General features: G+C 73.5%; 4 protein-coding genes and 1 pseudogene. All 5 read right to left on the bottom strand.

From position 1 onward, the window contains the following. Positions 1–12: 12 nt before the first annotated feature. The gene (locus tag ACIRSS_RS34880; RefSeq protein WP_400904004.1) at positions 13–4,683 is read right to left on the bottom strand and encodes a type I polyketide synthase; all 4,671 of its coding nucleotides are present in this window, start codon (positions 4,681–4,683) and stop codon (positions 13–15) included. Between the two features lie 26 nt (positions 4,684–4,709). After that, positions 4,710–9,812, bottom strand: a pseudogene (locus tag ACIRSS_RS34875) (SDR family NAD(P)-dependent oxidoreductase); the annotation flags it as partial. A 556-nt stretch (positions 9,813–10,368) separates the two neighbouring features. Then, positions 10,369–11,190 carry a nucleotide disphospho-sugar-binding domain-containing protein gene (locus ACIRSS_RS34870; RefSeq protein WP_400902582.1) on the bottom strand — a complete coding sequence of 274 codons (822 nt, stop codon included), beginning with the start codon at positions 11,188–11,190 and terminating at the stop codon, positions 10,369–10,371. A gap of 97 nt (positions 11,191–11,287) precedes the next feature. Continuing rightward, positions 11,288–13,837: an ABC transporter permease gene (locus ACIRSS_RS34865; protein WP_400902579.1), complete on the bottom strand. Its 2,550-nt coding sequence runs from the start codon at positions 13,835–13,837 to the stop codon at positions 11,288–11,290. Beyond that, complete coding sequence (locus tag ACIRSS_RS34860; RefSeq protein WP_400902577.1) at positions 13,834–14,592, bottom strand: ABC transporter ATP-binding protein; 759 nt, start codon at positions 14,590–14,592, stop codon at positions 13,834–13,836. The genes ACIRSS_RS34865 and ACIRSS_RS34860 overlap by 4 nt, the downstream gene beginning before the upstream one ends. Position 14,593: the final 1 nt, after the last annotated feature.

Genomic DNA, 14,593 nt, shown 5'->3' with positions numbered 1-14,593 from the left:
TGGACATACCTCTCAGGCGCCGAGCTCGTTGTCGATGAGGGCGAACAGCTCATCCGTGGTCGCGGTCTCCAGCACGTCGGTGGCCTTCGCGCCGGACAGGGTCTTGTGCAGGGTGGTGACCATCGCCTGCAGCCGGGCGACGATCCGGGACCGGTCGATCTCGGCCGCGTCCAAAGTGGACGCCGCGGCTTCCAGCCGGTCCAGCTCGACCTCCAGCGGGACCGCGGCCTCGCCGCCGCCCAGCTGCGTCCACAGGTGCTCGGCGAGCGCCTGCGGGTTGACGTGGTCGAACGCGACGGTCGCCGGGAGCTTCAGGCCGGTGGCCCCGCCGAGCCGGTTGCGCAGGTCGACCGCGGTGACGGAGTCGAAGCCCAGTTCCTTGAACGCCCGCGCGGGTTCGACCGCCGAGCCGCCGTCGTAGCCGGCGACCACGGCGACCTCGCCGCGCACCAGCTCCAGCAGCGTCCGCTTCTGTTCGGCGGGCGTGAGTGCGGCCAGCTTCGCCTTGAGGTCGCCGTTGCCGGCCGGAGTTTCGGTCTTGTCCTCGGCGACCTCGGGCAGTGCGCGCAGCAACGGCCGCGGCCGGGCGAGCTGGTACACCGGGGCGAACGCGGCCCAGTCGATGTCGGCGACGACCAGGTGGGTCTCGTCGTGGTCGAGTGCCTGGCCCAGGGCTTCGACGGCGAGTTCCGGTGCCATCTCGGCCAGGCCCATGCGGCGCAGCAGGTCGCTCGCCTCGGCGTCGACCATGCCCCCGCCGCCCCAGGAACCCCACGCGATCGCGGTCGCCGTGCGGCCCGCGGCGCGACGGCGGCGGGCGAGCGCGTCGAGGTAGGCGTTGCCCGCGGCGTACGCGGGCTGGCCGGAGGTGCCCCACACCGCGGCCCCGGAAGACATCACCACGAAGGCGTCCAGTTCAGTGTCGCCGAGCAGCTCGTCGAGCAGCGCGGCCCCGGTGACCTTGGCCCGGGTGGCCGCGGCGAACTCGGCGGGCGTGACGTCGGCCAGCGGCGATTCGGCGGTGAGCACGCCGGCCGCGTGCACGACAGCGGTCGGCGGGTGCTCGGCCAGCAGCGCTTCGAGCTGCTGCTTGTCGGAAACGTCGCAGGCCACGACGGTGACGCCCAGCTCGTCGACCAGCTCCCGCGCGCCCTCGGCGTCGAGGCCGCGACGGCTGGTGAGCACGATCTTGTCGGCACCTCGGCCGGCGAGCCAGCGGGCGACGTGCGCGCCGACCGCGCCGGTCCCGCCGGTGACCAGGACGGTTCCGCGTGGCTTCCACTCGTCCGCGGTGCCGGTCAGCGGGGCGTGCACCATGCGCCGGGCGAACACCCCGGACGGCCGGATCGCGACCTGGTCTTCACTGTCCACACCGGACACCACCGCGGCCAGGCGGGCGGCGTCGGCGGAGCCGTCGACGTCGACCAGGCCGCCCCAGGTGGCGGGCTGGTCGAGCGCGGCGACCGTGCCGAGGCCCCAGACCGCCGCGGCGGCCGGGTCGGCGTCGGAGAAGGCGTCCACCGCGACCGCGCCGCGGGTGACGACCCACACCGGAGCGTCGCTGTCACGCAGGACTTGCAGCAGGGCGATGGTGGCGGCGACCGCGGTGCTGAGCGCGGGATGCTCCGGGTGTTCGCGGGTGTCGAAGGCCAGCAGCGACAGCACGCCGTCGAACGGCCGCAACGCCGTCGCTTCCGTGAGCGCCTCGGCCAGTTCCCCGTGCTCGGCGATCACCCGGACAACATCGCCCTGCCCGGCGAGTGCGTCGGCCAGTTCGGCCGCCTCGGGGACGTCGGCCGGGACGACGACCAGCCAGGTGCCGATCAGCCCGCCGATGACCGTCACCGGCGCCCAGGAGACCTTGTAGCGCCAGGACTCCACTGTGGACAGCTCGGTGCGGCGGCCGTGCCACGCGGCCAGGGCCGGGACGACCTCGGCCAGGGGCGCGGTTTCGACGCCCAGCCTGGTGGCCAGCGCGTCGACGTCGCCGCTCGTGACGTCCTGCCAGAAGTCCTGGTCGGCGACGGATGCCTGCGGCAGTGCCGTGGTGGCTTCCTCTTCGAGCCAGAAGCGCTTGTGCTGGAACGGATAGGTCGGCAGGTCAGCGAGCCGACCGCCGGGCACCAGCGACGCCCAGTCCGCCGCGCCGCCGCGGACCGAGTGCTCGGCCAGCGACGTCGCGAACCGCGTCATGCTGCCTTCGTCGCGGCGCAGGGTGCCGGTGACGGACCCGCTGTGCCCACCCTCGTCGAGGGTCTCCTGGATGCTCATCGCGAGCACCGGGTGCGGGCTGACCTCGACGAACCGGGTGTAGCCCGCCTCGGCGAGCTTCGCGACGACCGGCGCGAACCGGACCGTCGTGCGCAGGTTGGTGAACCAGTACCGCGCGTCCATGGTGGCGCCGGGTTCCTCGGTCACCGTGGACGTCATCGCGACGGTCCCGGCACCCGGGGTGATCGGGCCGAGGTCTGCGAGCAGGCGGTCGGCGAGGTGCTCGACGTGCGCCGAGTGCGAGGCGTAGTCCACCGGGACGCGCTTGGCGCGGAAGCCCTCGGCGACGAGCTGGTCGCGCAGCTGGTCGAGGGCGTCGCCGTCGCCGGACAGCACGGCCGAGGTGGCGCCGTTGTCGGCGGCCAGGGAGATCCGGCCGTCCCAGGCGTCGAGGCGGGTCAGCAGCTCGGCGGCGGGCAGGCCGGCCGCGAGCATGCCACCGCCGCGGCCGCCGAGGACGTCCCCGATCGCCTTGCTGCGCAACGCGACCACCCGAGCACCGTCCTGAAGGGACAGTGCACCGGACACGCTCGCCGCGGCGATCTCGCCCTGCGAGTGGCCGATCACCATGTCCGGCTCGACGCCGTGCGCGCGCCACAGCGCGGCCAGCGAGACCATCACGGCCCACAGCATCGGCTGCACGACGTCGACGCGGTCGGCGGGCGGGGTGCCCGGCTCGCCGTGCAGCACGTCGATCACCGACCAGCCAGTGAACTCGTGCAGCGCGGCGTCGCACTCCGCCATCCGGGCGGCGAACGCCGGCGACTGCGTCAGCAGCTCGGTCGCCATGCCGGTCCACTGGGAGCCCTGACCGGGGAAGACGAACACGGTCTTGCCACGGACGTCGGCGGTCCCGGTGACGACGTCGGGCCGCGAGCCGCCCGCGGCCAGCGTCTCCAGGGCCTGCTTCGGATCCGTGGACAGCACGACCGCGCGGTGGTCGAGCTGCGCGCGGCCGGTGGCGAGGGTGTGCGCGACGTCGACGAGGTTTCCGTCCACATGGGACGCGAGCTGCGCGGCGGCCTCGGCGAGCGCGGCCGGGGTCTTGGCCGACAGCACCAGCGGGTGCACCGCGGGCAGCGGCGGCTCGACGGCGTCGCTCTCGGGGGCCTGCTCCAGGATGACGTGCGCGTTGGTGCCGCTCACGCCGAACGACGACACGGCGGCGCGACGCGGCCGGCCGACCTCGGGCCAGTCGCGCGGCTCGGTGAGCAGCTCGACCGCGCCCGCCGTCCAGTCGACGTGCGTCGAGGGCGTGCCGACGTGCAGGGTCCGCGGCGCCTTGCCGTGGCGCAGCGCCTGCACCATCTTGATCACGCCGGCGACGCCGGCCGCGGCCTGCGGGTGGCCCATGTTGGACTTGATCGAGCCGAGCAGCAGCGGCTCGCCCGTGGTGCGCTGCCCGTAGGTCTCCATCAGCGACTGCGCCTCGATGGGGTCGCCGAGCGCGGTGCCGGTGCCGTGCGCCTCGACGAGGTCCACATCGGACCGCGACAGCCCGGCGTCGGCCAGCGCGGCCTCGATCACGCGGACCTGGGAGGGCCCGTTCGGGGCGGAGAAGCCGTTGCTGGCGCCGTCCTGGTTGATCGCGGAACCGCGCAGCAGCGCGAGGACGCGGTGTCCGTTGCGGCGCGCGTCGGAAAGCTTCTCCAGCACCAGGACGCCGACGCCCTCGGCCCACGACGTCCCGTCGGCGTCGTCCGAAAAGGACTTGCTGCGGCCGTCGGCGGAGAGACCGCGCCGGCCGCTGAAGTCGACGAACATCTCGGGGGTGCCCATGACGGCGACGCCGCTGGCGAGCGCGAGGGAGCAGTCGCCGTCGCGCAGGCCTTGGGCGGCCATGTGCAGCGCGACCAGCGACGACGAGCACGCCGTGTCGACCGAGACTGACGGGCCTTCGAGGCCGAGGGTGTAGGAGACCTGGCCGGAGACGAGGCTGCCGTCGGGGCTGCCGCCGCTGTAGTCGTGGTACATGACGCCGGCGTAGACCCCGGTCGGGCTGCCCTTGAGCGAGTGCGGGTCGAGCCCGGCGCGTTCGAAAGCCTCCCAGGAAGCTTCGAGCAGGATCCGCTGCTGCGGGTCGGCCCGGCGGGCGTCCCGCGGGCTGATGCCGAAGAAGTCGGCGTCGAAACCCGGGGCGTCGTAGAGGAAACCGCCGTGGCGCGTGTAGGTCTTGCCGGGCCGGTCGGGGGTGGGGTCGTAGATGCCCTCGAGGTCCCACCCGCGGTCGGCGGGGAGCTCCCCGATGACGTCCCGCCCCTGGTCGACCAGGTCCCACAGGTCGTCCGGCGTCCGGACGCCCCCGGGGTAGCGGCAGCTCATGCCGATGATGGCGATGGGTTCGGTGTGCTGAGCTTCCAGTTCCTGCACCCGGCGGCGAGCCGCCTGCAAGTCCGCCGTCGCGCGCTTCAGGTAGTCGCGGAGCTTGTCCTCGTTGCTCATGAGATCCCCAGTTCCTCGTCGAGCACGGCGAAGAGCTCGTCGTCGGTGGCTTCGTCCAGGTCGGCGGACTCGGTGGTGGTCGTGTTCGCCTCGGTCCACTTGCGCAGCAGCGCGTCCAGGCGGGCTGTGACCTTCGCCGTCGAGCCGTTCAGCGAGCCCGCTCCCGTCAGGAGCGCCTCCAGGCGGTCGATCTCGGCCAGCAGTGAGTCCGCCGCGCCGCGGGCCGGGCCCAGCAGGGCGTGCAGCCGCTTGGCCAGCGCCGCCGGTGTCGGGTGGTCGAACACGATGGTCGCCGTCAGCTTCAGGCCGGTAAGGGCGCCCAGCTGGTTGCGCAGCTCCACCGACGTCAGGGAGTCGAAGCCCATCTCCTGGAACGCGCGGCCGGGCTCGACGAACCCGAGGCCCAGCACGGCCTTGACCTGCCCGGACACGACCTCCAGCAGGTACGCCTCGCGCTCGGACTCCGGCAGGGCGGCCAGGCGGGCCGCGACGGCGCCGTCGGTCTTCGCGGCCGTGCGGCGGGGTGCTTGCCGGACCATCCCGCGCAGGACCGGCGGGAGCGAGTCCGCGCGGGATCGCAGGGCCGCGAGGTCGAGCTTCACCGGCGCGAGGACGGCGTCGTCGGCGACGAGGCACGCGTCGAACAACGCGAGGGCGTCGGCCGTCGCCATCGGCGGGGTGCCGAGGCGGCGCAGGCGGCGGAAGTCGGCTTCGGTCAGCTCGCCGGCCATGCCGCCGTCGTCGGCCCACGCGCCCCAGTCCAGCGACGTCGCCGGGAGCCCGTGCGCGTGGCGGTGGCGGGCGAGTTCGTCGAGGAACGCGTTGGCCGCGGCGTACCCGGCCTGTCCGGCGGCCAGCACGGTGCTCGCGGCCGAGGAGAACAGGACGAACGCGTCGAGACCCTCGGTCAGCTCGTGCAGGTGCCAGGCGCCGTCGACCTTCGGGGCGAAGACGCGGTCGAGTTCGTCGTCGGTCAGGTTCTCGACGCGGCCGGCGGACGGGATTCCGGCGGCATGCACGACCGCGGTCAGCGGGACGCCCTTGACCAGCCCGGCCACCGATGCCCGGTCGGTGACGTCGCAGCTCGCGATGGTGACCTCGGCGCCCAGCCGCGTCAGCTCGTCGCGCAGGTCGGCCGCTCCCGGGGCGTCCACACCGCGGCGACTGGTCAGCAGCAGGTGCCGGACGCCGTGGTTCGTCACCAGGTGCTTCGCGACGACGGCGCCGAGGCCGCCCGTGCCGCCGGTGATCAGGACCGTGTCGTCGAGATTCCAGCCCAGCTCGCCGGACGGCGTCGCCGCGACCAGCCTCGGGACGTAGGCCGTCCCCTCGCGAACGGCCACCTCGGGCTCGCCGGTCGCCAGCGCAGTTTCGACGTCCTCGCCATCGATGAGCACGAACCGGCCCGGGTTCTCGGCTTCGGCCGCGCGGACCAGGCCCCAAACCGTCGCGAGGGCCGGGTCGACGTCCTCGCCGTCGACCGACACCGCGCCGCGCGTGACGACGGCCAGGCGGTCCTTCGAGTCCTGGATGGCGGTCAGCACCTGGCGGGCGGCCGCGCGGGCCCGATCCGGGACCGGACCGTCCGGAGTGGACACCTCCAGGACGCGCGCGGTGGTCGCGGTGCCCGCGGGAACCGCTTCCCAGGTGGTGCGGAACAGCGCGTTCGGCGTCAGCTTGTCGAGCGAGATCGCCCGTGCGGCCAGGGAATCGACCGTCAGCACCGGGAGCCCGGCTGAGTCGGCGATCCGCAGCGCGATGGTCTCCGGGCCGGTCGGCGACACGTGGACCCGGACCGCGCCGGTTCCGGCGGCGTGCCAGGTCGTGCCGCTGAACGCGAACGGCAGCATCGGCTTCGCGTCGCCGTCGGCGGACGCGGGGCCGAGCAGCTGGGCGTGCATCGCGGCGTCGAACAGCGCCGGGTGCAGGCCGTAGTCGCGAGCGTCCTCGGAGACCTCGACCTCGGCGTAGACGTCCTCACCGCGCCGCCACATCGCACGCAGGCCTTGGAACGCCGGGCCGTAGCGGTAGCCGAGGTCCGCGAGCTGCGCGTACGGGTCGTCCAGGGGGATCTCGGTGGCTCCGGCGGGCGGCCATTCGGTGAGGTCGAACGCCGGCGCGGCCGCTTCGGCCGTGATGACCCCTTCGGCGTGCCGGGTCCACGCGTCGTCGCCGTCGGGTCGCGAGTGGACGGTCAGCCGACGGCGTCCGTCCTCTTCGGATTCCAGGGTGACTTGGAGCGCCGCACCCGCGGTCAAGGCGAGCGGAGCATGCAGCGTCAGCTCGTCGATCCCGGCGTAGCCGACCTCGTCGGCAGCGGCGCGGGCCAGCTCGACGAACGCCGTGCCGGGCAACAGGATCGTGCCGAGGACGACGTGGTCGGCGACCCACGGCACGGTGTCCGTTGACAGACGTCCAGTGAGGACGATCGTGTCGGTCTCCGGTACCCGGACGACGGCGCTGAGCATCGGGTGGGCGGCGGCCTGCTGGCCGTGGTCGCCGGCGTCGCCGGTCGCGATGGTGGCGGGCAGCCAGTAGCGGGTGCGGCGGAAGGCGTACGTCGGCACCTCGACGCGTCGGGCACCGGGGTAGAACGCTTGCCAGTCCACGGGAATCCCGCGGGCGTGCAGGGCGGCGACCGCCGTGACGACGGCCTGGGCTTCGTCGCGGTCGGGGCGGACGGCTGGGATGAACGCCAGGGTTTCGTCGTCCAGCGCGGTGCGCGCGGCGGCGGTCAGGACCGGCGCCGGGCCGATCTCGACGAACGTCCGGACGCCGTCGTCGGCGAGGGCGCGGAGGCCGTCGTCGAACCGGACGGTCGCGCGAACCTGATCCACCCAGTACTCCGGGGAAGTCAGATCGGCGCCCGCGTCCACAGTGGAGGTGATCGGGATTTCGGGCTTGGCGTAGGTGAGTTTCGCCGCGACGGCCGCGAACTCGGCCAGCATCGGCTCCATCAGCGGCGAGTGGAAGGCGTGCGAGACGCGCAGCTTCTTGGCGCGCTCGAAGTGCGCGGCGACGGCGGCGACCGCGTCCTCGGCACCCGAAACGACCAGCGAGGCCGGACCGTTGATCGCGGCGATGCTCACGCCGTCGGTCAGCAGCGGGGTCACCTCGGCTTCGGTCGCCGGGAGCGCGACCATCGCCCCGCCGGCGGGCAGGGCCTGCATGAGCCGGGCGCGGGCGGCGACGAGCGTGCAGGCGTCGTCGAGCGAGAGGACGCCGGCGACGTGCGCCGCGGCCAGCTCGCCGATCGAGTGGCCCAGCAGGTGGTCGGGCTTCAGGCCCCACGACTCGAGAAGCCGGTACAGCGCGACCTCGAACGCGAACAGCGCGGGTTGCGTGGAACCGGTCTGCGCCAAGGCATCGGCGTCGTCCAGGACGGCGCGGTCGAGGCCGAGCCGGGTGCACGCGGCGTCGAGGGCTTCGGCGAACACCGGGTACTTCGCCAGCTCGCGGCCCATCCCGGCGCGCTGGGCGCCTTGGCCGGTGAAGAGGAAGGCCGTCCGGCCGGTGCCGCGGCGGTCGCGGACGACGTTCGGCGCGTCTTCGTCGTTCGCCAGCGCGGTCAAGCCGGCGCGCAGTTCGTCGGGTCCGGCGCCGACGACGACGGCCCGGTAGTCGAGCGCCGAGCGGGTCGTGGCCAGCGAGAACCCGATGTCGGTCGGGTTTCCGGCGTGGTCCAGGAGCTGCTGCGCCTGCGCGGCGACGGCGTCCGCGGAGTCCGCTGAGACGGGCCACGCGAACACGGGAACCTCGGTGGCGGGCTCATCTTCGGCCGGTTCGGCCTGCTCGATGATGACGTGGGCGTTGGTGCCGCTGATGCCGAACGACGACACCGCGCCACGGCGGGGCCGGCCGGCGGCGGGCCAGTCGCGGGCCTCGGTGAGCAGCTCGACGGCGCCGGCCGACCAGTCGACGTGCGGCGACGGCGTGTCGACGTGCAAGGTCTTCGGCAGCACGCCGTGCCGGATGGCCTGCACGACCTTGATCACGCCGCCGACGCCGGCCGCGGCCTGGGTGTGCCCGATGTTGGACTTGAGCGAGCCGAGCCAGAGCGGCTCCTCGCGGCTTTGCCCGTAGGTCGCGAGCAAGGCCTGCGCCTCGATCGGGTCGCCGAGCTTCGTGCCGGTGCCGTGACCTTCGACGAGGTCGACGTCCGTTGTGGACAGTCCGGCGGTGGCGAGGGCCTGGCGGATCACGCGTTGCTGCGCGGGTCCATTGGGGACGGTCAGGCCGCTGGAGGCGCCGTCGGAGTTGACCGCGCTGCCGCGCACGACGGCGAGAACGTTGTGGCCGAGACGCTGGGCGTCGGACAGGCGCTCGACGACGAGGACACCGACGCCTTCGCCCCAGCCCGTGCCGTCGGCACCGGCGGCGAAGGCCTTGCAGCGGCCGTCGTCGGACAGGCCGCGCTGCTCGGTGAAGTAGACGAAGGTCTCGGGCGTGGCCATGACGGTGACGCCGCCGACGAGGGCCAGCGAGCAGTCGCCGCGGCGCAGCGCCTGCGCGGCCCAGTGCAGGGCGACGAGGGAGGACGAGCACGCGGTGTCGACGCTGACGGCCGGGCCTTCCAGCCCGAGCGCGTAGGCGACCCGGCCCGAGACGACGCTGCCGGCGGCCGCGTGGCCGAGGTAGTCGTGGTACATCACACCGGCGAAGACACCGGTGCTGCTGCCCCGCAGGGTTTCGGGCACGATGCCGGCGCGCTCGAGGGCGGTCCAGGAAGTCTGCAGCAGCAACCGCTGCTGGGCGTCCATGGTGAGCGCCTCGCGGGGCGAGATGCCGAAGAACTCGGGGTCGAACTCGGCGGCGTCGTGGAGGAAGCCGCCTTCGCGGGTGTTGGTGGTGCCGGGCTTCTCCCCCGCCGGGTCGTAAAGGCGGTCGAGCGGCCAGCCGCGGTCGGCGGGGAACGCGCCGATGGCGTCGGTCCCGGTGCGGACGAGCTCCCAGAGGTCGTCGGGGCTCTCGACGCCCCCGGGATACCGGCAGTCCATGCCGACGATCGCAATGGGCTCGGTATCGCGCCGCCGGACCTCGTGCAGGGCGCCTTTGGCCTCACGCAGATCAGCGGTGGCGCGCTTCAGGTAGTCGAGCAGTTTCCGCTCGTTTTCGGCGCTCACGCCATTACCCCCTGGAAAATGGCAAGAAGAACGGTACTCACGTAATCGCCCACCTAACCGCGGAAAAGGGTGGAAGGTGCCACGCCGAAAACGCTACCGAGGGAGTTTGGGCCGCCCCACCCCTAACGGGGCGGAGGCGGCCCCACAATCAGCCGGGTCGGGCCGCGGCGCTTGGCCCGCGCTCCCGCGGCAGGCCCGACTGCCTGCTCGGTGCGCGGCACGAGCGGCAGCGCTCCCGCGGCAGGCCCGACTGCCTGCTCGGTGCACGGCACGAGCAGCAGCGCTCCCGCGGCAGGCCCGACTGCCCGCTCGATGCACGGCACGAGCGGCAGCGGACCTGCGGGGGCTCTTGGCCGCGCTCCCCGCGGCCGCGGTCTGCCCACCGGAGCCGGGGAACCCGCGCCGGCGAGAGCCCTCTCGGCGCGGACCGGCCGGACCGGCGGGCCACCCGGGATCAGCTTCGGTCTGCTCGGCGCGGGCGCCGGCCGGCGCCGATCAGCAGGTCGGGAGGCAAGCGGGCTGCGGCAGACTCCTACGCCCCAGCCAACTCCGCCGCCACCGCGCGCGGCGCCGGGAGGGCCGCGATCTCTTCCCGCAGCGCCTCCGCCGCCCCGCGCAACGAGCCCAGCTCGGCAACCGCGGCAGCCGGCCCCACGTACCCTGCTCCCACCGCGGCGATGCGCGCGGCGATCGGCGTCTCCGTCAGGGACAGCTGCGGCAGCCCGTACGCCGCCGCCGCGAGGGCGAGTGAAGCGTCGCCGTCGTGGATCAGGGCCGTGCACGTCGGCAGGACCGCCGCCGGTGGGGCCGCGTCGACCAGGCGCACGTTCGGCGGCATCGTCACCCCCGCCGGGATGCTCGCCGGGTCCGTCGCCCACACGACCTCGGCGTCCAGGCCCGCGACCGCGTCGAACACCGGCCCGGCGAGCGTCGCGTCCGTGAGCGACAGCAGCACCCGGCTGCGCCTGGCCTTGCGGCGCAACCAGCCCGGCACCTCGACCGGCCCGAAGTACGGCACGTGCCGGATCGGGCGGGCGTCGGCGACCGGATCCCGCAGCGACGGCGGCACCGTGTCGAAACCCGGACCGGACTCGTCCAGCGGGCCCCGCAGCCGGACCACCTCGGCCCCCGCCGGAACCGCCGCGTCGGCGACCACCACCCGCGGGCGCCACAGTTCGGCGAACTCCGCCGGCTCGAAGTCGGCCGCCACGCAGCCGGTCGTCAGGATCTCGGCGACGAACGACGGCTCGCCCGCGATCTTCACGTCGTGGCCCGCGGTTCGCAGCGCCCACGCCAGCGGGACCAGGTTGTGCAGCCGCGCGGTCGTCGACGGGGCGGCCAGGAGTACGCGCATGGGATCCACTCCAGAAAAAGGAAACCGGGCCGGCCCGGTGCGGATAGTCGAATTCGACACTATCCACGCCGGCCCGGCCCGCGAACCCCTAAAACAATCACTGCCCCGGCAACGTCACCGCTTCGATCGGGCTCTTGCGCATCGCCAGCCGCGCGGACAGCGAAGTCACCGGCCAAATGATCAAGAACACCGCGAGCACCACGCCGAGGAACACCCAGATCGGCCCCGACGGGATGATCTGGCCCGTGCTGATCGCCATCGGCAGCACCGTGAACAACGAGATCACGATGCCGAGCACGAGCCCGGCCACCGCCACGATGCCGCCCTCGATGAACAGCATCCGGCGGACCTGCCCGCGGTCCGCGCCGGCCAGCCGCTGCGCGCCGAACTCCCGGCGCCGCGCCAGGACGGCGACGGCGAGGGTGTTCACCGCCGCGATCGCCGCGTACGCGATCGCCAGCACCGCCAGCAGGTAGTTGATCATCGCCTCGACGTCCGCGCCGGCCTGGAAGCTCTCCAGCAGCGCGTCGTCGCCGCCGACCGCGATGCCCGGCCAGTCCTTCAGCCGGTCGGTCAACGCGGAGACGACGTCGCTGCCGTCGGCCGCCTTCACCAGCACCTGCGTCGCCATCCCGCTCGTGGTGTGCGCGGCGAGCAGGTCCACCGGCAGGACCATGCTCGCGTAGCTCGACGGGCTGTCGAGCAGCGCGACGACGGTCACCTGCGCCTGCGCCCCGTCGCCGAGCCGCATGGTGATCTTGTCGCCGACCTTGAGCTCGAGGTCGTCGGCGACGGACGCCGGCAGCGCGACCGACTCACCGGTCAGGTTCTTCAGCGACCCCTGGGTGACTTCGGTGGCGAGCACCGTGCCGCCCTGGTCTTCAGCCGCGACGCCGAGCAGGCGCAGCGGGTCGCTGCCGTTGCCGTCGTAGGGCTGCTCGATCCAGCCGGAACTGGTCACCAGCGGCGACGCGGTCGCGACGCCCGGCGTGCTCCGGATCTGCGCCAGTGCCTCCGGCGCGATGCCGCCGGCCGCGGTGCTGACCACGGCGTCGGCCTTCAGCTGCTCGGCGTAGGCGGCGACCTGCGCCTTCTGCGCCGTCGTCTCCGAGTACACGTTGCCGAGCGCGACCGCCGTGGCCAGCGTGATCGGCGTGAGCACCGCGGCGAAGGCCACCGCCCGCGCCCGCGAGTTGATCACCGCGAGCGTGGCGTCCCGGCCCGCGACCCGGCGGACGAACGGGCCGAAGCGGTCCGCCACGTACGCCATGATCTCCGGCCCCAGCAACGCCACCGCGATGGCGCCGGTCAGCACCGCCGGGCCGCCGATCGCGCTGGCGGTGTCGGCGGGCATGAACAGCGTGGTGCCGGCGAGCAGCACCGTCGCGACCCCGAAGACCACGGCTCCCATGCGCCGCAACGGGTTCACCTTGGCGTTCGGGATCGACGCCTCGGCCAGCGCCTGGATCGGCCGGGCCCGAGACGCGGCCAGCGCCGCGAACCACGCGGCGGCGTAGACGATCACGAGCGTCGCGACGATTCCCGCGCCGAACGCGATGATGTCCTGCCGGAACACCAGTTCGTCGGGCACGATGCCGATCGACACGCTGGTGGCGAAGATCCGGTTGCCGAGCAGACTGCCCGCGACCACCCCGCACAACGCGGCGACCGCGCCGACGGCCATGGTCTCGGCGACCACCATCCGGTGCACCTGCTTCGGCGTCGCCCCGGTTGCCCGCAGGAGCGCGAGCTCCTGCTGGCGCTGGCGCACGGTGAGGCTGATCGTCGCGGAGACGACCAGCGCCATGACCACCAGCACCATGCCGCCGAACACCGCGGCCAGCAGGATCAGCGGGAGCCGGCTGCCGTCGACGCCGAGGAACTCCGCCGAACCGCGGTCGTCACCGGTCAGCACGCTGATACCCGGCACCTGCTCCGCGACGCGCGCGGCGAGCTCACCCGCGTCGACGCCCTCGGCCGGGAACACCCCGGCGAGGTCGGCGCGGCCCTGGTGCGCGGAGAACTGCTGCGCGTCCGGAGCGGAGAAGAAGAACGCCGGTGCCTTCACGGTCTGGCCCGGTTCCGCGACGCCCGCGACGGTGAAGGTCAGCTTGCGGCCGTCGACCGCGAGGTCGACGGGCGAGCCGGCCTTGAGCCCGGCCGCTTCCGCCGTCGCCGAGTCGACGACGACCTGGCCCGGCGCCTGCGGCTGGGTGCCGTCCCGCAGGACGTAGCCGCCGAGCGCGGCCGAGTCCCAGCCGTGTCCGGAAAGGACGGACGTGCCCTCGGGCGCGCCGTCCTTCAGCAGCACGGCCGGGAACGAGACGTCCGGGACGACGCGCTGGACGCCTTGCACCGCACCGATCTTCACGAGCTGGTCCGCGGCGAGCCCGGCGCGCTCGGCGTAGGGCACGGTCTCGGACTCTTCGTCCGGCAGCTTGAACGCCGACGATCCGCCGACCACGACCGGCGTCGCGGCGAGCCGCTGCGGCTGCGCCTGCAGCACGATCGCCGTCTCGAACAGCCCGGCGCACGCGATGAGCAGGCCGCAGCCGATCAGGATCGCGACGAAGGACGCCAGCGACGCGGCCGCGCGGTAGCGCAGGCTCGCCAGCGCCAGGTTGAGCACCACCCGCCGCGAACTCACCGCTGCCCCCGTGCCTGCTTGGCCCGTGCGCCCAGCTGAGCCAGGGTCGACGCGACGGCCTCGACGCTGGGCGTCGCCATCTGCGTGACGATCTGGCCGTCCACCAGGAAGAGCACGTTGTCCGCGAAGGACGCGGCGACCGGGTCGTGGGTGACCATCACGATGGTCTGGCCCGCGCTGACCAGCTCGCGCATCAGGTTCAGCACCTCGAGCGCGGTGTTCGTGTCGAGCGCGCCGGTCGGCTCGTCGGCGAAGACCACCGAAGGCCGGCCGGCGAGCGCGCGGGCGATCGCGACGCGCTGCTGCTGGCCGCCGGACAGCTCGCCCGGGCGGTGCTTGACGCGCTGGGTCAGCCCGACGCGCGCGATCACCTCGTCGACCCACTTCCGGTCCGGCTCGCGGCCGGCCAGCAGGGTCGGCAGGGTGACGTTCTGCTCGACGTTCAGCGCCGGCATCAGGTTGAAGGACTGGAAGATGAACGCGACGTGCTGACGGCGGAGCTCGGTCAGCTTCGTCTCGCTCTTGCCCTTCAGGTCGGTCCCCACCAGCGTCACGCGGCCCGAGCTCGGCTTGTCGAGGCCCGCCGCGCAGTGCAGCAGGGTGCTCTTGCCGGACCCCGACGGGCCCATCACCGCGGTGAACGTGCCGGCCGGGAAGCTGACGGTGACCCCGGCGAGCGCTTCGACCGCGCTTTCGCCGGAGCCGTAGGTCTTGTGCACCGAGTCCAGCTGGACCGGCGACTCGACGGAAGTCATC

It is taken from the genome of Amycolatopsis sp. NPDC101161 (assembly GCF_044768185.1).
Classification (GTDB): domain Bacteria; phylum Actinomycetota; class Actinomycetes; order Mycobacteriales; family Pseudonocardiaceae; genus Amycolatopsis.
Note: the sequence above shows the minus strand (reverse complement) of the source record. Positions and strands in the feature narration are given on the sequence as shown.